The organism is Streptomyces nanshensis, assembly GCF_001751255.1.
Lineage (GTDB): Bacteria > Actinomycetota > Actinomycetes > Streptomycetales > Streptomycetaceae > Streptomyces > Streptomyces nanshensis_A.
Genome location: NZ_LJGW01000098.1, coordinates 3,325 through 22,260, shown reverse-complemented (window position 1 = coordinate 22,260; position 18,936 = coordinate 3,325). Strand labels below are relative to the sequence as shown.

The following is an 18,936-nucleotide window of genomic DNA, read 5'->3' as shown; positions in this document are numbered from 1 at the left end:
GTCCGGGGGCGCGCTGTCTCCGTCCCGGCCCCTGCCCGGTCAGCCCGCACGGGACCGCGACCGGGACCGGGACCACAGACCGGGGGCCCTCCCCGGCCCCCGCAACGGCTGACTCCTCCACGGCCGTTGCTGCACCGCCCGGTGAGCGTTCCGTACGCCACCGGGCGGTGCCACGCCCGCGACCGAGCCTTGCAACCAGCCCCGGAAGCGGGCCCCTTCAGCCGATGTCCGGCGGATCGACGCGGATCTGGACGGGCGTCCCCTCGCGCCGCGTCAGCCGCGCCACATGTGCCGTCTTCAGCGCCGACGCCATCGCCGCACCCGAGCCCTGCGGCACCCGCACCAGCGCACGTACCCACTCCTCGCCCGGCGGCGGATCGCCCGGTCTGCGCGGACGCCCCGGCTCCAGCACCGGATACGGCACCGGACCGAGAATCTCCGCGTCGTCGGGAAGCCGTGCCTGGGAGAGCAGCCCGTCGACGGCCTCGGCCCGTCCGCTGACAGCCGCCATCCTCGCCACCGGGGGAAAGCCCAGCTCGGCACGGTCGGCCAGCTCGCGCACCGCGAACCCGGCCGGGTCCCACCGCACCAGCGCCTGTACGGGACGCAGCGTCGGCTCGGCGACGATCAGCACAGTGCCGCCGCCCCCGCTCGGCGCGGCCCCGCCGCTCTCGTCCCCGTCCCCGTTCCCGTTCCCGCTGTTGTGACCGTTCCCGTCCTCGCCTCCCGGCCGTACGAGCGCCGCCGCCGAGAGCCACCGCCGCAGCGCCTCCTCCCCGGCCCGCAGATCGGGACGTCCCAGCAGCGCCCAGCCGTCCAGCAGCAGCGCCGCCGCGTAGCCCGCGCCCTCCGCGACCGGTTCCGCCCCGGGGGTCGAGACGACGATCGACGGCACCTCCGGCACGCTCTCCAGCACATGGTCGCGCCCCGAGGTACGCACCGGCACCGACGGAAACGCCCGGCCCAGCTCCTCCGCCGTACGCCGCGCCCCGAAGACCTGACCGCGCAGCCGCGCTCCCCCGCACTCCGGGCAGTGCCAGTCGGCCACTTCGCGGGCGCACCATCCGCAGCGGAGCGCACCGCCCTCCTCGACCGCCTCCAGCGGGCCAGAGCAGTGGGCGCACCGGGCCGGGGCGCGGCAGCGCTCGCACGCCAGCCGCGGCACATAGCCCCGCCGCGGGACCTGCACCAGGACGGGGCCGTGCCGCAGGGCGTCCCGTGCCGTGGACCACGCGAGGCTGGGCAGCCGCGCCGTACGGGCCGCGGCGTCGCGCGCCTCGTCGAACTCGCCGACCGTACGGATCAGCGGCGCCGTCCCGCGCAGCACCTCACGGCCGGCCTCCAGCGGCCTGGCCCAGCCCGACTCGACGAGCTGCGCGGCCTCGACGGTGCAACTGTGCCCGCCGAGCAGAAAGCCCGCCTGCTCGGTGACGGCACGCTGCAACAGCACCTCGCGGGCGTGCGGCTGCGGGGCGTGGTCGTCGCTGTGGGCGGCGTCGCCGTCGTCCCACAGGGCGGCCAGCCCGAGATCGCGTACGGGCGCGAACATCGCCGCCCGCGTCCCCACCACCGCGCGCACCGATCCTCGCTTGACCGCGAGCCAGCGCGCATACCGCTCCTCGGGCCCGGACTCGGCGGTCAGCAGCACATGCCGTCCCTCGCCGATCAGTTCGCCGAGCGCGGTGTCGACGCGCTGGGCCGCGCGCCCGTCGGGCAGCACCGCGAGCGCTCCCCTGCCGGAGGCGAGCGCCGCGGCGAGCGCCCGCGCCAGTTCGCCGGGCTAGTGCGGTCCGGGCAGCGCCGTCCATACGGCCCTCGGGCTGCCGCCGCCGGCCAGGGCCTCCAGATAGCCGGGCCCTTCCGTGTACCGCTCCCAGGTGCCGGGCGCCGGCGCTGCGGGCGGCGGCTTCGCCTCGGGCGACGGACGCTTCTCCGCGCGGGCCATGCGCGGCGGAACCGCCAACTGCACGACGTCCGCGAGCGATCCGGCGTACCGGTCGGCGACGGCGCGGCACAGCCGCAGCAGCGGCGGCGTGAGCACCCGCTCCGGGGAGAGCACCTGCGCGATCGGGGCGAGCGCACCGGAGTAGTCGCTCTGCGCGACCCGCTCCACGATGAACCCGTTGATCAACCGCCCGCCCTCGCGCCGGCCTTCCTTCTCCCCCGCCCCGAAGCGCACCCGTACGCGCACCCCGGGCTGCGCCTCCTCGTCCATGGCGGCGGGCACCGCGTAGTCGAAGTACCGGTCGAGATGGACCAGCCCCTTGTCCACCAGCACCCGCGCCACCGGCAACTCCTCCGCGAGCGCGGCCCCCCGCCACGTCCGCGGCTTCGCCTTCGGCGGCTTGCTCTTGCGCACGGTCTCCCGCAGCAGCGCAAGCTGCTCCGGCGCCTGCCCGGAGGTCTCCTTCTGCTCGTCGCCGCTGCTCACAGCGTTCAGTCATAGCAGATGGCACGGACAGGGCCGGACCCCACAGCCCCCACGCACGACGAAGCCCGGCCACCCCCCGAAGGGGCGGCCGGGCCCGTGGGTCCGTGCCGTGTGCGGCGCGGGGTGTCGGTTACAGGCCGACGGCCTTGCGCAGCGCGTCCACGCGGTCGGTGCGCTCCCAGGTGAAGTCCGGGAGTTCACGGCCGAAGTGGCCGTACGCCGCGGTCTGGGCGTAGATCGGACGCAGCAGGTCGAGGTCGCGGATGATCGCGGCCGGGCGGAGGTCGAAGACCTCGCTGATGGCCTGCTCGATCTTCTCCGTGTCCACGGCGGCCGTGCCGAAGGTCTCGACGAAGACGCCGACGGGCTCGGCCTTGCCGATCGCGTAGGCGACCTGGACCTCGCAGCGGGTGGCCAGTTCGGCGGCGACGACGTTCTTGGCGACCCAGCGCATCGCGTACGCCGCGGAGCGGTCGACCTTGGACGGGTCCTTGCCGGAGAAGGCGCCGCCGCCGTGGCGGGCGTAGCCGCCGTAGGTGTCGACGATGATCTTGCGGCCGGTCAGACCGGCGTCGCCCATCGGGCCGCCGATCTCGAAGCGGCCGGTGGGGTTGACCAGCAGCCGGTAGCCGGAGGTGTCCAGCTTGACGCCGTCCTCCTCCACGAGGCGCTTGAGCTCGGGCTCCACGACGTACTCGCGGATGTCGGGGGCGAGCAGCGAGTCGAGGTCGATGTCCGCGGCGTGCTGCGAGGAGACCACGACGGTGTCGAGGCGGACGGCCTTGTCGCCCTCGTACTCGATGGTGACCTGCGTCTTGCCGTCGGGACGCAGGTAGGGGATCGTGCCGTTCTTGCGCACCTCGGACAGGCGCTCCGACAGCCGCTGGGCGAGCTGAATGGGCAGCGGCATGTACTCGGCGGTCTCGTCGCAGGCGTAGCCGAACATCAGGCCCTGGTCGCCGGCGCCCTGCTTGTCGAGTTCGTCGTCGTCGCCCTCGACGCGGTTCTCGTACGCGGTGTCGACGCCCTGTGCGATGTCCGGGGACTGCGCGCCGATGGACTCCGAGACGCCGCACGAGGCGCCGTCGAAGCCCTTCTTCGAGGAGTCGTAACCGATGTCCAGGATCTTGTTGCGCACCAGTGAGGAGATGGGCGCGTAGGCCTTGGTCGTCACCTCGCCGGCGACGTGCACCAGGCCGGTGGTGATCAGAGTCTCGACGGCGACCCGCGAGTGCGGGTCCTCCTTGAGCAGCGCGTCGAGGATGGTGTCGCTGATCGCGTCAGCAATCTTGTCAGGGTGACCCTCGGTCACGGATTCCGAGGTGAACAGACGGCGGGACACATCGCTCCCTGGGGTTGCAGCGGCTGCTGGCTATCAATGGGCGGACCGGTCGGGGCTGCGCGTCGACGCTCAGTTCAAGCGCTGAGCCCGAGCACGGTCCGCCGCCAGTTTATCCATCTACGGCCGCATCCAATCACGTCGTCTCGAACTTCGATACCTCGGTGACCTGCGCAACCCCGTTCCGTGCGGTGTCCGGGGCACCCTTGACGGGTCCTGCGGGAGACGGTCGTTCCATGACATACCGCACAAGTCGCCACGCACGGAATCAAACGTTCCGCAGTGCCTCGCGGCCCGCTCCCGGATCCGGGAAACGCAGTGCGACCAGGTCCCAAACCGTGTCCGAGAGCGCCTCTTTGGGGCCGTACGGCACGGACGTCTCGCTGCCGTCGGCACCGAGCACCACGGCCTCGTTCTCCTCGGCCCCGAAAGTCTTGTCCGTACCCACCTCGTTGACGACGAGAAGATCGCAGCGCTTGCGCGCGAGCTTGGCGCGGCCGTTGGCGAGGACGTCGTCCGTCTCGGCGGCGAAGCCGACGACGATCTGGCCCGCGCGCGGGCGGTCCGTGGCGAGTTCGGCGAGGATGTCCGGATTCCGTACGAGGGCGACCGGCTCCGGGTCCGCCGTGCCGTGCTTCTTGATCTTGCCGGGGGCGTAGACGGCGGGACGGAAGTCGGCCACGGCGGCGGCCATCACGACGGCGTCCGCGTCCGAGGCCGCCTTGAGGACCGCCTCCCGCAACTGCACCGCCGTCTCCACCGGCACCACGTCCACGCCGCCGGGCGCCGCGAGCGCGCTGTTCGCGGCGACGAGCGTGACGCGGGCGCCGCGGGCCGCGGCCGTACGGGCCAGGGCGTAACCCTGCTTCCCCGACGAGCGGTTGCCCAGGAACCGTACGGGGTCGAGCGGTTCGCGCGTACCGCCCGCGCTGATCACCACATGGCGTCCGGCGAGGTCGGCGGGCACCTCGGCGCTGCCGCGGGTGAGCACGCGGCGGCACAGCTCGAAGACGCCCTCCGGATCGGGGAAGCGGCCCTTGCCGGTGTCGGCTCCGGTCAGCCGGCCCACGGCGGGTTCGACGACGAGGCAGCCGCGGCGGCGCAGCGTGGCGACGTTCTCCCGGGTGGCCGGGTGCTCCCACATCTCGGTGTGCATCGCGGGCACGAAGACCACCGGACATCGCGCCGTGAGCAGGGTGTTGGTGAGCAGATCGTCCGCGATGCCGTGCGCCGCCTTCGCGAGGACGTCGGCGGTGGCGGGTGCCACCACGACCAGATCGGCGGCCTGTCCGATCCGTACGTGCGGGACCTCGTGCACCGACTCCCACACGTCCGTGGCCACGGGCTGCCCGGACAGGGCCGCGAAGGTGGCGGCGCCGACGAAGCGCAGCGCCGACTCCGTGGGCACGACCCGCGTCTCGTGGCCGCTCTCCGTCAGCCGGCGCAGCAGTTCGCACGCCTTGTAGGCGGCGATGCCGCCGGTGACACCGAGGACGACCCGCGGCCGCTTCTGCTGGTGCTGCTGGCGCTGCTCCATCGCTCGCCTCTCCCCATGCGCTCGCCGTCCGTACCGGCCGGGCCGCCTGCTCCCGCGTGCGTTCCGCCTACCCGTTCCATGACACACCACGGGCCCGGCAGCCGCGCTGCCGGGCCCGTGGAGAAGCCCTGTCTTGCCGTGGCGCCCGCGGCGCCGGTGACGGTGCCGCTTACTGCGTGACCGGCACGTCGACGGACTCGGAGGTCAGCAGCCCCGCGTTGATCTCGCGGAGAGCGATCGAGAGCGGCTTCTCGTGGACGTGGGTGTCGACGAGAGGACCGACGTACTCGAGGAGGCCCTCACCGAGCTGCGAGTAGTACGCGTTGATCTGGCGCGCGCGCTTGGCGGCGTAGATCACGAGGCTGTACTTCGAGTCGGTGGCTTCGAGCAGCTCATCAATCGGCGGGTTGATGATGCCCTCGGGCGTGGAGATGGAAGAGGACACGCTCTGCCTTCCCGGAGGTGTGTGAAGGTCGGAATCGGATCGAGAATCGAGACTCAGGCGATCCGCATCAAGGCTAGCAGCTCGGCGCTGACGTCCTCGACCGAGGTATTGACAAGCGTGACGTCGAACTCCTCCTCCGCGGCGAGCTCCGTACGGGCCACCGCGAGCCGCCTGTCGATCACTTCGGGGGCCTCAGTGCCGCGCCCGGTCAGGCGGCGCACCAGCTCCTCCCAACTGGGCGGCGCGAGAAAGACGAGCCGGGCCGAGGGCATCGCCTGCTGCACCAGCCGTGCGCCCTGGAGATCGATCTCCAGCAGGACGGGTTCGCCGCGCTCCAGATGTTCCAGTACGGGACCGCGGGGCGTGCCGTAGCGGTTGCCCGCGAACTCGGCCCACTCCAGCAACTCGCCGTTGGCGACCAGCTTGTCGAACTCCTCGTCGCTGACGAAGAAATACTGCACGCCGTGCACCTCGCCGGGACGCGGAGGGCGCGTCGTGGCGGAGACGGAGAGCCACACCTCGGGGTGCACCGTGCGCAGATGCGCGACGACCGTGCTCTTGCCGACGCCCGAGGGGCCGGAGAGCACGGTCAGTCGAGGCGTGCCGGCGGGAGGTTGGGGGGTGGCCCCCCGTGGGGCTGCGCTACTCATGCAGCGATTATCCCGGTTCTCGGCAGTGCCTTGCCACCACGGCGCCGCGGGCCGGAGACCCGCGGCGCCCGGACAAGCGCGGGGTCAGGCGGACGCGCCGCCGAACTCCCGCTCCAGAGCGGCGATCTGGTTGGAGCCGAGGCCGCGCACGCGGCGGCTCTCGGAGATCCCGAGACGCTCCATGATCTGCTTGGCGCGGACCTTGCCGACGCCCGGCAGACTCTCCAGGAGAGCACTGACCTTCATCTTGCCGATGACATCGTTCTCCTGGCCCTGTTTGATCACGTCGTGCAGGGTCGCACCGGAGTGCTTCAGCCGGTTCTTGACCTCGGCGCGCTCCCGGCGAGCCGCGGCGGCCTTTTCGAGCGCGGCTGCGCGCTGTTCAGGGGTAAGGGGCGGAAGAGCCACGCCTACGTCACCTCAGTTAGAACTGTCGGAAATGGATTCGGGTGAGGAACCTCGTAGCCCCGCACAGTCGCGGAGCAGCGAGCAACGCGCCTGTTCACGCTGCTCCCGACGGAGACTAGCGGGCGACAGCGCCTGAGTCAGCGAGAACTGCGGAAAAGTCCTGGTCAGACTCAAGTCGATCGGTACATAGTTGGACAAACCGATGCAGTTTTTTGGTCAACTGCGCGTTTTTTCCCGGGCGTCGGGCGTTTTCGCCGACATCACCGCAGGTACGGCGCGGGTACGGACGGGGCTGCGGGGACGGTCTCGCGGGCGGTCCGCCGGTGCGAACCGGCGTCTGTGCGCGGGCCGTTGAGGCCGCTCGCGGGGACGGGCGCGCGCCGCCCGTCCGCCGGTCCGCGGGGGTCGCTCATGCGCCGGGCGTCAGTACGTCCGCGAGCTGTCGCGCCTCCGCGGCCGCCGCCTCGCGCAGCGCCCCGGCCGACGGTCCGTACCGCAGCACTCCGCGGCTGATGCTCGGCAGCACGTTCCGCAGTGCGGTGCCGAAGACATGGGGAAGATCGGCGGCCGTCGCGCCCTGTGCGCCGATGCCCGGGGCGAGCAGGGGGCCGCCGATGTCCAGGTTCACGCCGTGCCCGCCCTGCACGGCCTGCTCGGCCTGCCCGCCGGATGCGGGGCCGAGTGCGGCGCCCAGGGTGGCGCCGACCACCGCGCCGAAGGAGCCCAGGAGTTGACCGGTGGCGTACGGGTGCACACCGGCGCTCCCGTCGGCGCCCGCGCCCCCGTTCGCGTCCCTGCTCCCGTCCGCGTCTCCGCTCCCGTTGCCGTTCCCGGCTGCGTCCCTGTTCCCCACTCCGTTCTCCGCGGCGAGATGTGCGAGGACCGACGCCGCGACCGCGCGGCCGTCCTCGCCCACCGCGTGCTGCACCTCCGCGCCCTCCGGGTTGGAGGTCAGCGCGAGGACGAACAGTCCGCATCCGTGCGTACGCGCACGGTCCACTGCGGGACGCAGCGAACCGAAGCCCAGATACGGGCTGACGGTCAGCGCGTCCGAGAAGAGCGGTGAGGCGGGGTCGAGATAGGCGTCGGCGTACGCGGCCATGGTCGAGCCGATGTCGCCGCGCTTGGCGTCCATGACGACCAGCGCGCCCGCGGCGCGCGCCTCGGCGACGGTGCGCTCCAGCACGGCCACGCCGCGTGAGCCGAAGCGCTCGAAGAACGCGGACTGCGGCTTGAGTACGGCGACTCGGTCCGCGAGCGCCTCGACCACGGTGCGGCTGAAGCGTTCGAGGCCGGCGACGTCGTCGTCCAGTCCCCAGTCGGCGAGCAGCGCCGCATGCGGGTCGACGCCCACACACAGCGGCCCGCGTTCGTCCATGGCGCGGCGCAGCCGGGCGCCGAACGGCTCCCGCGCGCCCGCGCCCCCGCCCGTACCCGCGCTCGCGTTCGTCCCCGCGCTCGCCGTCCCGTCCCGTCCCGTCGTGGTGTTCATGCGGCTTCGGCCTCCCTGTGTGCGGCGCCGACGGCCTCGGCGAACGTCCCGTACGGGCTGGCGGCGAGCCGTGCCGCCAGCCCTTCGTGCAGTCTCCGCGCCCAGCCGGGGCCCTCGTAGACGAACGCGCTGTAGCCCTGTACGAGGGTGGCGCCGGCGAGGATGCGCTCCCAGGCGTCGTCGGCCGTGGTGATCCCGCCGACGCCGACGAGCGTGATCCGGTCGCCGACGCGTGCGTACAGGCGGTGCAGCACCTCCGACGAGCGCTCCCGCAGCGGCGCTCCCGACAGACCGCCGGTCTCGGCGGTCAGCGACGGGTCGCTGCGCAGGCCCAACTCCTCGCGGGCGACGGTGGTGTTGGTGGCGATGACGCCGTCCAGACCGAGTTCGACGGCGAGGTCGGCGACGGCGTCCACATCCTCGTCGGCGAGGTCGGGCGCGATCTTGACGAGCAGCGGTACGCGGCGCTCCGGCACCGCCTCGTCGGCCGCCTCGCGTACGGCCCCGAGGAGCGGGCGGAGCGATTCCGTGGCCTGAAGGGCGCGCAGCCCCGGGGTGTTGGGCGAGGAGACGTTGACGACGAGATAGTCCGCGTACGGGGCGAGCCGGCGCGCGGAGGCGACGTAGTCGGCGGCGGCCTCCTCCTCGGGGACGACCTTGGTCTTGCCGATGTTGACGCCGACCACGGGCCCCTCTCCCGTACCGCCGCTGTGCCCCCCGCGGTGCTCCGTACCGCTCCGGCGTGCCGAGCGGGCCGCGAGCCGCGCGGCGACGGCCGCCGAGCCCTCGTTGTTGAACCCCATGCGGTTGATCAGGGCGCGGTCCGCCGTCAGCCGGAAGAGCCGCCGGGGCGGATTGCCGGGCTGTGCGCGGCCGGTGACCGTGCCGACCTCGATATGTCCGAAGCCGAGCGCCGCCAGGCCGTCGATGCCCTCCGCGTTCTTGTCGAACCCGGCGGCCAGCCCGAACGGCCCCGGCAGCACGCGCCCGAAAGCCTCGACCCGCAACTCCCGCCTGCGGGGCGCGAGTCGGGCCGCGAGCGCCCGGCGCAGCGGCGGGACGCGCGCGGCGAACCGGATCAGCGCGAAGCCGAGCCGGTGTGCCCTCTCGGGGTCCATCCGTGCGAACACGGTCTTGAAGAACAGGGAGTACATGCGGGCCGGGCCTTCGGGTGCGTACGGACGGGGAGTCGGCGGGGTCGGCGGCGGTGCGGGGACGGGTACGGGGACGGAGTGAGCCTCACCCCGAACCGCGGGCCGCCGTGAGGTGGTCCGCGTGGTCCTGGAGCGAGCGCACCCCCACCTCGCCGCGTGCCATGGCCTCGACGCCCTGCACCGCCGCGGCCAGCGCCTGGACGGTGGTCAGACACGGCACGGCGCGGGCGACGGCGGCGGTGCGGATGTCGTATCCGTCGAGCCGGCCGCCCGTGCCCCAGGGGGTGTTGACGATCAGATCGATGTGGCCGTCGTGGATGAGCTGGACGATGGTGGGTTCGCCGTCCGGGCCGGGGCCCTGGCTGTGCTTGCGTACGACGGTGGCGTTGATGCCGTTGCGCTTGAGGACCTCGGCGGTGCCGGAGGTGGCCAGCAACTCGAAGCCCATCGCGGCCAGTTCGCGCGCGGGGAAGATCAGCGAGCGCTTGTCGCGGTTGGCGACGGAGACGAACGCCCGCCCCTTGGTGGGCAGCGCACCGTACGCGGCCGCCTGGGACTTGGCGTACGCGGTGCCGAACACGGCGTCGATGCCCATGACTTCACCTGTCGAGCGCATCTCCGGGCCGAGCACGGTGTCCACGCCGCGCCCCTGCACATCGCGGAAGCGCGTCCAGGGCAGCACGGCCTCCTTGACGGAGATGGGCGCGTCCAGCGGCAGATCGCCGCCGTCGCCGGACGCGGGCAGCATGCCCTCGGCGCGCAGCTCCGCGACGGTCGCGCCCAGCGAGATGCGGGCGGCGGCCTTCGCCAGCGGTACGGCGGTGGCCTTGGAGGTGAAGGGGACGGTACGGGAGGCGCGCGGGTTGGCCTCCAGGACGTAGAGGACGTCCCCGGACATCGCGAACTGGATGTTGATCAGTCCGCGTACGCCGACTCCCCGCGCGATGGCCTCCGTCGAGGCCCGCAGCCGCTTGATGTCGTGGCCGCCGAGGGTGATGGGCGGCAGGGCGCAGGCGGAGTCGCCGGAGTGGATCCCGGCCTCCTCGATGTGCTCCATGACGCCGCCGAGGTAGAGCTCCTGTCCGTCGTAGAGCGCGTCGACGTCGATCTCGATGGCGTCGTCGAGGAAGCGGTCGATGAGCACGGGGTGTTCGGAGATCAGTCCGGCGTGCCGTTCCAGATAGGCGGCGAGGGCGTTCTCGTCGTAGACGATCTCCATGCCGCGTCCGCCCAGTACGTACGAAGGGCGCACCATCACGGGGTAGTTGATGCCGGCGGCGATCTCCTTGGCCTGGTCGAAGGAGTAGGCCGTGCCGTACTTGGGCGCCGGCAGCCCCGCCTCCTCCAGGACGCGCCCGAAGGAGCCGCGCTCCTCGGCGAGGTCGATGGCCTCGGGCGTGGTCCCGACGATCGGCACGCCCGCCGCCTTCAGCGCCTTCGCCAGACCGAGCGGGGTCTGCCCGCCGAGCTGGACGACGACGCCCGCGACCGGGCCGGCGGCCTGTTCGGCGTGGACGATCTCCAGGACGTCCTCCAGGGTGAGCGGCTCGAAGTAGAGCCGGTCGGAGGTGTCGTAGTCGGTGGAGACCGTCTCCGGGTTGCAGTTGACCATGACGGTCTCGTAGCCGGCCTCGCCCAGCGCGAACGAGGCGTGCACGCACGAGTAGTCGAACTCGATGCCCTGGCCGATGCGGTTGGGCCCGGAGCCGAGGATGACCACGGCGGGCTTCTCGCGCGGTGCGACCTCGTTCTCCTCGTCGTAGGAGGAGTAGAAGTAGGGCGTACGGGCGGCGAATTCGGCGGCGCAGGTGTCGACGGTCTTGTACACGGGGCGGATTCCCAGCGCGTGCCGCACCTCGCGTACGACGTCCTCGCGCAGCGCCCGTACGTCCGCGATCTGCGCGTCGGAGAAGCCGTAGCGCTTGGCGCCGGCGAGCAGTTCGGGGCTCAACTCCCGTGCGGCGGCCAGCTCCTGGGCGACCTCGTGGATCAGGAAGAGCTGGTCGGTGAACCACGGGTCGATCTTCGTGGCGTCGAAGACCTCCTCCTGGGTGGCTCCGGCGCGGATGGCGTCCATGACGGTGTTGATCCGGCCGTCGGTGGGGCGGGCGGCGCGGCGCAGCAGGGCGTCCTTCTCCCCCGGCGGCGAGGTGAAGTCGAACTGGCTGCCCTTCTTCTCCAGCGAGCGCAGCGCCTTGTTGAGCGCCTCGGGGAAGTTGCGTCCGATGGCCATCGCCTCGCCGACCGACTTCATGGTGGTGGTGAGGGTGTCGTCGGCGGCGGGGAACTTCTCGAAGGCGAACCGCGGTGCCTTGACGACCACGTAGTCCAGCGTGGGTTCGAAGGAGGCCGGGGTCTCCTCGGTGATGTCGTTGGGGATCTCGTCGAGCGTGTAGCCGACGGCGAGCTTCGCGGCGATCTTGGCGATGGGGAAGCCGGTGGCCTTGGAGGCGAGCGCCGAGGAGCGGGAGACGCGGGGGTTCATCTCGATGACGACGACCCGGCCGTCCTCGGGGTTGACGGCGAACTGGATGTTGCAGCCGCCGGTGTCCACGCCGACCTCGCGGATGACCTCGATGCCGATGTCCCGCAGGATCTGGTATTCGCGGTCGGTGAGCGTCATCGCGGGCGCGACGGTGATGGAGTCGCCGGTGTGCACGCCCATCGGGTCGAAGTTCTCGATGGAGCAGACGACCACGACGTTGTCGTGCTTGTCGCGCATCAGCTCCAGTTCGTACTCCTTCCACCCGAGGATCGACTCCTCCAGCAGCACCTCGGTGGTCGGCGAGAGCGTCAGGCCCTGCCCCGCGATGCGCCGCAGTTCGTCCTCGTCGTGGGCGAAGCCCGAGCCGGCGCCGCCCATCGTGAACGAGGGCCGTACGACGACGGGGTAGCCGCCCAGGGTCTCGACCCCGGCGAGCACCTCGCCCATGGAGTGGCAGATCACCGACCGCGCGGAGGAGCCGTGCCCGATGCGTTCGCGCACCGCCTCGACGACCTCCTTGAAGCGGTCGCGGTCCTCGCCCTTGTGGATGGCCTCGACGTTGGCGCCGATCAGCTCGACGCCGTGCTCGGCGAGCGTCCCCGACTCGTGCAGGGAGATCGCGGTGTTGAGCGCGGTCTGTCCGCCGAGGGTGGGCAGCAGCGCGTCGGGGCGCTCCTTCGCGATGATCTTCTCGACGAACTCCGGGGTGATCGGCTCGACATACGTCGCGTCGGCGATCTCCGGGTCCGTCATGATCGTCGCCGGGTTGGAGTTGACGAGGATCACCCGCAGGCCCTCCGCCTTCAGCACCCGGCAGGCCTGCGTACCGGAGTAGTCGAACTCGGCCGCCTGACCGATCACGATCGGGCCCGAGCCGATGACGAGAACGGACTCGATGTCGGTGCGCTTAGGCACGCCGGTCCTCCAAGTGCGGGTTGGTGCTGCTGTGCTGGTGCTGTTCCCGGGCCCCGGCGGGGTTCCGCCGGTGCTCGTCCATGAGCGCGGTGAAGCGGTCGAAGAGGTATGCGGCGTCGTGCGGCCCGGCCGCCGCCTCGGGGTGGTACTGGACGCTGAAGGCGGGCCGGTCCAGCAGCCGGAGGCCCTCCACCACGTCGTCGTTGAGGCAGACGTGGGAGACCTCGGCGCGTCCGTAGGGCGTCTCGGAGACGGTGGAGAGCGGTGCGTCGACCGCGAACCCGTGGTTGTGCGCGGTGACTTCGACCTTCCCGGTGGAACGGTCCTGCACCGGCTGGTTGACCCCACGGTGGCCGTACTTGAGCTTGAACGTGCCGAAGCCGAGGGCCCGTCCGAGGATCTGGTTGCCGAAGCAGATGCCGAAGAGCGGCGTACCGCGCTCCAGCACCGCCTGCATCAGGGCCACGGGATGACCGGCGGCGGCCGGGTCGCCGGGCCCGTTGGAGAAGAAGACGCCGTCGGGCCGCACCGCGTAGACGTCCTCGGCGCTCGCGTCCGCGGGCAGTACGTGGACCTCTATTCCGCGCTCGGCCATGCGGTGCGGCGTCATGCCCTTGATGCCCAGATCGACGGCGGCGACGGTGAAGCGCTTCTCCCCCTGCGCGGGGACGACGTACGGCTCACGCGCGGCCACCTCGCCGCACAGGTCGGCGCCGTGCATCGACGGGGCGGAACGCACCCGTTCCAGCAGCGCCGTACCGTCCGCCGAGGCCGCCTCGCCGGAGAAGATCCCGGCGCGCATCGCGCCGCGCTCGCGCAGATGACGGGTGAGCGCGCGGGTGTCCACGCCGCTGATGCCCACGACGCCCTGCGCGGTCAGCTCCTCGTCGAGGGTGCGCACGGAACGCCAGTTGGAAGGCTTGCGGGCCGGGTCGCGTACGACGTATCCGGAGACCCAGATCCGCGCGGACTCCGGATCCTCGTCGTTGACGCCCGTGTTACCGATGTGCGGTGCGGTCATCACGACGATCTGCCGGTGGTAGGAGGGGTCGGTGAGGGTCTCCTGGTATCCGGTCATGCCGGTGTTGAAGACGGCCTCCCCGAAGGTCTCCCCCACCGCGCCGTACGCGCGTCCGCGGAAGCTGCGGCCGTCCTCCAGTACGAGTACGGCGGAGGTTCCCGTGGCCGTCCGGGCGGTGCTCGTCATCATGTGTCCCTCTCCGGGGTAACTGCCGGGTGGTGCGGGCGCGTTGGGGCGACGCCGCTGTCGCCGTGCGCCGTGGTGGGGAAGTCCCCTGCTCCCTCTGCGTGTTGAGATCCCTCCGGGCGCTCGGGGTCCTCGGAGGCGTCGGGTGCGAGGGTCTCGATCCGCTCGGCCCACTCCTGGTGCTCCGCCGCGCTGTCCAGCCGGAAGCCGGAGTCGAGCAGCCGGTCGCCGAGCTGCCAGACGATCACCAGCAGTCCGCCCTCGGTGAGGACCTTGCCCGCGATGCCCTTCTCCAGCCGGGCGCCCCGCAACTGGCCCACGGGGATGAGGAAGTCGCGCGCCCCGGGCCGTACGACATGGACGCCCGCCGCTGTCAGCGTCAGCTCGGCGCGGCTGCGGACGCCCAGTCCGTGCCCCACGATCCGGTCCAGCCACTGACCGGCGCTGGTCGAGCCGTGGTAGCGGCCGACGGCGTGCAACTCGGCGCCGGAGGACGCCGCTTGCTGTCCGCTCTCGCCGCCCGCGTCACCCGGGGCGTCCCCGGACTCCGGCAGCGCCGGCGGCTCCGGCAGGTCGCCCTGGAGGGTGCCGCGCCACTTCCAGCCCTGCCGCATCAGCCAGTACAGCAGCGCGACGAAGAGCAGCAGACCGACGACCCAGCCGATCCGCGCCGTCCAGTCGGTGACCTCCTGCGACGCGGGCCGGGCCGCCAGAACCGCAGCCGGACCGGTGGTGAGCGATGCGAGGGGTTGTGCGATCACGCCAGATTCCCGTCGACGAGTGTTGCCCTGCCCCGCAGCCACGTGTGCGTGACGCGTCCCGGCAGTTCGCGGCCCTCGTAGGGGGTGTTACGGCTGCGGGAGGCGAAGCCCGCGGGGTTCACCGTTCCACGGTAGTCCGGGTCGAGGAGCAGCAGATTCGCGGGCTCACCTGCGGCGACGGGACGCCCCTGGCCGCTCAGCCGGCCGATCGCCGCCGGACGGCGGGACATCCGCTCGGCGAGGCCCGCCCAGTCCAGCAGTCCGGGCTCGACCATCGTGTGCTGGAGCACGGACAGCGCCGTCTCCAGGCCGAGCATCCCCATGGCCGCCGCGCCCCACTCGCAGTCCTTGTCCTCGTGCGGGTGCGGGGCGTGGTCGGTGGCGACGCAGTCGATGGTGCCGTCGGCCAGCGCCTCGCGCAGCGCCCGTACGTCGGTCTCGGTGCGCAGCGGCGGGTTCACCTTGTACACGGGGTCGTAGGAGCGTACGAGTTCGTCGGTGAGCAGCAGATGGTGCGGCGTGACCTCGGCGGTGACGTTCCAGCCCTTGGACTTGGCCCAGCGCACCAGCTCCACCGAGCCCGCCGTGGAGAGATGGCAGATGTGCACGCGGGAGCCGACGTGCGCGGCGAGCAGCACGTCGCGGGCGATGACCGACTCCTCGGCGACGGCGGGCCAGCCGCCCAGGCCGAGTTCGGCGGAGACGGTGCCCTCGTTCATCTGGGCGCCCTCGGTCAGCCGCGGCTCCTGCGCGTGCTGGGCGACGACGCCGTCGAAGGCCTTCACGTACTCCAGCGCCCGGCGCATGATCACCGCGTCGTCGACGCACTTCCCGTCGTCGGAGAAGACCCGTACTCCGGCGGCGGAGTCGTGCATGGCGCCCAGTTCGGCGAGCTGCTTGCCCTCCAGTCCGACGGTGACGGCTCCGACGGGCTGCACGTCGCAGTAGCCGGACTCGCGGCCCAGCCGCCACACCTGCTCGACGACGCCGGCGGTGTCGGCGACCGGGAAGGTGTTGGCCATCGCGTGGACGGCGGTGAAGCCGCCCTTCGCGGCGGCCATCGTGCCGGTCAGCACGGTCTCGGAGTCCTCGCGTCCGGGCTCGCGCAGATGTGTGTGCAGATCGACCAGGCCGGGCAGCAGGATCCGGCCGTCGGCCTCGACGATCCGGGCGCCGTCCGCCGTGAGGGAGCCGCCGCTCTCGCCGACCTCGGCGACGGTCTCCCCGTCGATCAGTACGTCGCGGGGCTCGCCGCCGAGCACACGGGCGCCGCGGACCAGCGTCCTGCCGTCGGTGGTGTTCGTGCCTGCCATGGTTATTCGCTCTCCTCGGTGCGGGCGGCTTCCGGGTGGTCGGACGGGGCGCCGGACACGGCGGGTTCGGCGCCGCCCAGCAGCAGATACAGCACGGCCATCCGGATGCTGACGCCGTTGGTGACCTGCTCGACGGCGGTACAGCGGGGCGAGTCGGCGACCTCGGCGGTGATCTCCATGCCCCGGTTCATGGGCCCGGGGTGCATCACGACGGCGTGCTCGGGCATCCGCGCCATGCGCTGCCCGTCGAGTCCGTAACGACGGGCGTATTCGCGCTCGGTGGGGAAGAACGCCGCGTTCATGCGCTCGCGCTGTACGCGCAGCATCATCACCGCGTCCGACTTGGCGATGACGGAGTCGAGGTCGTAACTGACCTCGCACGGCCAGGAGTTCACTCCCACGGGCACCAGCGTGGGCGGAGCCACGAGCGTCACCTCGGCGCCGAGGGTGCTGAGCAGATGGACGTTGGAGCGGGCGACCCTGCTGTGCAGTACGTCGCCGACGATGGTGATGCGCCGCCCCGACAGGTCGCCCTCGCCGCCGGCCAGCCGCCGCCGCATGGTGAACGCGTCCAGCAGGGCCTGCGTGGGGTGTTCGTGCGTACCGTCCCCGGCGTTGACGACCGAGCCGCCGATCCAGCCGGAGGTGGCCAGCCGGTGCGGCGCCCCGGAGCCGTGGTGGCGGATGACGACGGCGTCGGCGCCCATGGCCTCCAGCGTGAGCGCGGTGTCCTTCAGCGACTCGCCCTTGGAGACGGACGAGCCCTTCGCGGAGAAGTTGATGACGTCCGCGGAGAGGCGCTTGGCCGCCGCCTCGAAGGAGATGCGGGTGCGCGTCGAGTCCTCGAAGAAGAGGTTGACGACGGTGCGGCCGCGCAGAGTCGGCAGCTTCTTGATCGGCCGGTCCGCGACACGGGCCATCTCCTCGGCGGTGTCGAGGACGAGTACGGCGTCGTCGCGGGTGAGATCGGCGGCCGAGATGAGGTGACGCTTCATCTGTTGCCTTCCGTGGGTCAGTTGTCCCGGTTCGGGGCGGTGCGGTGCAGCGGTGGGGCGGCGGTGGGGTCGTGGCGGGAGGGAGGTCGCGGACGGGGTCCGGCGCACGGCGCGGCCCGGAGGCGTACGGGGGCGCGGGCACGCCGGGCCACGGTGTGGAGCCCGGCGGAGGAGCCCCATGGACGGGGCGCGCGTCCGGCCCCAAGTCGGCCCGCCCGTGCGGACGTACGGGTCTGCGGACGGCTACGGCTCGGCGTGCTCCGCCGAAGCCTCCGCCCCGGAGTGCTGCCGTTCGCCCGCGGCACCGGCCGAGCCGAGGAGCACCCCGTCGCGGCCGTCCTCCTCGGTGAGCTGGACCTTGACCGTCTCGCGCAGCGAGGTCGGCAGGTTCTTGCCCACGTAGTCGGCGCGGATGGGCAGTTCGCGGTGGCCGCGGTCGACGAGCACGGCGAGCTGGACGGCACGGGGCCGGCCGATGTCCCCGAGCGCGTCGAGGGCGGCGCGGATGGTGCGTCCGGAGAAGAGCACGTCGTCGACGAGGACCACCAGCCGTCCGTCGACGCCGTCGGCCGGAATCTCCGTACGCGCCAGGGCGCGGGCCGGTCCGAGCCTCAAGTCGTCGCGGTACATGGTGATGTCGAGCGAGCCGTGCGGTACGGGCCTGCCGGTGATGTCCGCGAGTTTCGCCGCCAGCCGCCGGGCGAGGAAGACGCCGCGGGTGGGGATGCCGAGAAGCACCACGTCGTCGGCGCCCTTGGCGCGCTCGACGATCTCGTGGGCGATGCGGGTGAGGACCCGCGTGATGTCCGGCGCCTCGAGTACGGGACGGCCGGTGGCCGTGCTCCTGCCGCCGCCGGCGGCGGGCATGCCTGTGTCCATGAAGAAGGACCCCCTTCCCCGCCTCACTGGACGGGCCTTAAAGGACGTCTGAACTGTCGCCGCAACGGTACCAGGGGGCCCGGGCAGGCCAGGAACGGGGCTTGAATTGCTCGGTGAAGTGTTCGGGCCCGAACCGGTGCGGCCGATTCCGCTCCACCTCCCAAAGCTGATCGGCGTTCGGCTTGACGCCAGACATTACGCTGCGTAACCTCACAGTGAGTTACCACTTTCTCGTCCGCGGGGAGCGATATGTCCAGCGAATACGCCAAGCAGCTCGGAGCGAAGCTCCGTGCGATCCGCACCCAGCAGGGCCTCTCCCTCCACGGGGTCGAGGAGAAGTCCCAGGGCCGCTGGAAGGCGGTCGTGGTCGGTTCCTACGAGCGCGGAGACCGTGCCGTCACCGTTCAGCGCCTCGCCGAGCTCGCCGACTTCTACGGCGTCCCGGTGCAGGAGCTGCTGCCCGGCACCACGCCCGGGGGCGCCGCCGAGCCGCCGCCGAAGCTGGTCCTCGACCTGGAGCGCCTGGCGCACGTCCCGGCGGAGAAGGCGGGCCCGCTGCAGCGCTACGCGGCCACGATCCAGTCCCAGCGCGGCGACTACAACGGCAAGGTCCTCTCCATCCGCCAGGACGACCTGCGCACTCTCGCCGTCATCTACGACCAGTCCCCCTCGGTGCTGACGGAGCAGCTCATCAGCTGGGGCGTCCTCGACGCGGACGCCCGTCGCGCCGTCGCCCACGAGGACGCCTGACGGTCCGAGCCCGAGCCGAACGTGCCGCCGCCGGTGGCGCGCCCCTCAGGGGTGCGCCACCGGCGGCGTTCTTCGTGCGCCCGTCCGGCCACTCTGGGGTACGAACGGACGTGAGCATGTGTGTACACAACGTCACCGAAGGCAGGACACTTCGGGCTTCCTCACACGGAAGAAC

Annotated in this window: 14 protein-coding genes and 1 pseudogene; 1 reads left to right on the top strand and 14 read right to left on the bottom strand. The window is 72.0% G+C overall.

Features of this window, described 5'->3' with window-relative positions:
* Window positions 1-217 precede the first annotated feature (217 nt).
* From AN218_RS05185 to pyrR, 14 genes and pseudogenes are all read right to left on the bottom strand, one after another.
* Window positions 218-2,431: pseudogene (locus AN218_RS05185) on the bottom strand (primosomal protein N').
* 130 nt (window positions 2,432-2,561) lie between these two features.
* Entirely contained in the window at window positions 2,562-3,773 is a 1,212-nt protein-coding gene (metK, locus tag AN218_RS05180; protein ID WP_070015427.1) for a methionine adenosyltransferase, read from the bottom strand.
* A gap of 265 nt (window positions 3,774-4,038) precedes the next feature.
* A complete protein-coding gene (gene coaBC, locus AN218_RS05175) occupies window positions 4,039-5,307 on the bottom strand; it encodes a bifunctional phosphopantothenoylcysteine decarboxylase/phosphopantothenate--cysteine ligase CoaBC (protein ID WP_070015426.1) in 1,269 nt (422 codons plus the stop codon).
* Window positions 5,308-5,476: 169 nt separating this feature from the next.
* Entirely contained in the window at window positions 5,477-5,752 is a 276-nt protein-coding gene (rpoZ, locus tag AN218_RS05170) for a DNA-directed RNA polymerase subunit omega (RefSeq protein WP_070015425.1), read from the bottom strand.
* Between the two features lie 53 nt (window positions 5,753-5,805).
* Window positions 5,806-6,402: a guanylate kinase gene (gmk, locus tag AN218_RS05165; protein WP_079131836.1), complete on the bottom strand. Its 597-nt coding sequence runs from the start codon at window positions 6,400-6,402 to the stop codon at window positions 5,806-5,808.
* An 84-nt stretch (window positions 6,403-6,486) separates the two neighbouring features.
* Window positions 6,487-6,810, bottom strand: a complete 324-nt coding sequence (gene mihF, locus AN218_RS05160; RefSeq protein ID WP_028431629.1) for an integration host factor, actinobacterial type — start codon at window positions 6,808-6,810, stop codon at window positions 6,487-6,489.
* 409 nt (window positions 6,811-7,219) lie between these two features.
* Window positions 7,220-8,302 (bottom strand): orotidine-5'-phosphate decarboxylase, encoded by a 1,083-nt coding sequence (pyrF, locus tag AN218_RS05155; protein WP_079131835.1) that lies wholly within the window; start codon window positions 8,300-8,302, stop codon window positions 7,220-7,222.
* Window positions 8,299-9,456 (bottom strand): quinone-dependent dihydroorotate dehydrogenase, encoded by a 1,158-nt coding sequence (locus AN218_RS05150; RefSeq protein WP_070015423.1) that lies wholly within the window; start codon window positions 9,454-9,456, stop codon window positions 8,299-8,301. Before AN218_RS05150 ends, pyrF begins: the two co-directional genes overlap by 4 nt.
* Before the next feature lie 85 nt (window positions 9,457-9,541).
* Window positions 9,542-12,856, bottom strand: a complete 3,315-nt coding sequence (carB, locus tag AN218_RS05145) for a carbamoyl-phosphate synthase large subunit (RefSeq protein WP_070015422.1) — start codon at window positions 12,854-12,856, stop codon at window positions 9,542-9,544.
* On the bottom strand, window positions 12,849-14,063 hold the full coding sequence (carA, locus tag AN218_RS05140) for a glutamine-hydrolyzing carbamoyl-phosphate synthase small subunit (protein ID WP_079131834.1): 1,215 nt from the start codon (window positions 14,061-14,063) through the stop codon (window positions 12,849-12,851). Before carA ends, carB begins: the two co-directional genes overlap by 8 nt.
* Window positions 14,063-14,824 (bottom strand): PH-like domain-containing protein, encoded by a 762-nt coding sequence (locus tag AN218_RS05135; protein WP_420855939.1) that lies wholly within the window; start codon window positions 14,822-14,824, stop codon window positions 14,063-14,065. Before AN218_RS05135 ends, carA begins: the two co-directional genes overlap by 1 nt.
* Window positions 14,821-16,137 (bottom strand): dihydroorotase, encoded by a 1,317-nt coding sequence (locus AN218_RS05130; protein ID WP_070015421.1) that lies wholly within the window; start codon window positions 16,135-16,137, stop codon window positions 14,821-14,823. The genes AN218_RS05135 and AN218_RS05130 overlap by 4 nt, the downstream gene beginning before the upstream one ends.
* A 2-nt stretch (window positions 16,138-16,139) precedes the next feature.
* On the bottom strand, window positions 16,140-17,132 hold the full coding sequence (locus tag AN218_RS05125) for an aspartate carbamoyltransferase catalytic subunit (RefSeq protein WP_070015420.1): 993 nt from the start codon (window positions 17,130-17,132) through the stop codon (window positions 16,140-16,142).
* Between the two features lie 243 nt (window positions 17,133-17,375).
* A complete protein-coding gene (pyrR, locus tag AN218_RS05120) occupies window positions 17,376-18,011 on the bottom strand; it encodes a bifunctional pyr operon transcriptional regulator/uracil phosphoribosyltransferase PyrR (RefSeq protein ID WP_244900277.1) in 636 nt (211 codons plus the stop codon).
* A gap of 249 nt (window positions 18,012-18,260) precedes the next feature.
* Here pyrR and bldD point away from each other — a divergent pair, with 249 nt between their 5' ends.
* Entirely contained in the window at window positions 18,261-18,761 is a 501-nt protein-coding gene (gene bldD / locus AN218_RS05115; RefSeq protein WP_028431622.1) for a transcriptional regulator BldD, read from the top strand.
* The last annotated feature ends 175 nt before the right edge of the window (window positions 18,762-18,936 follow it).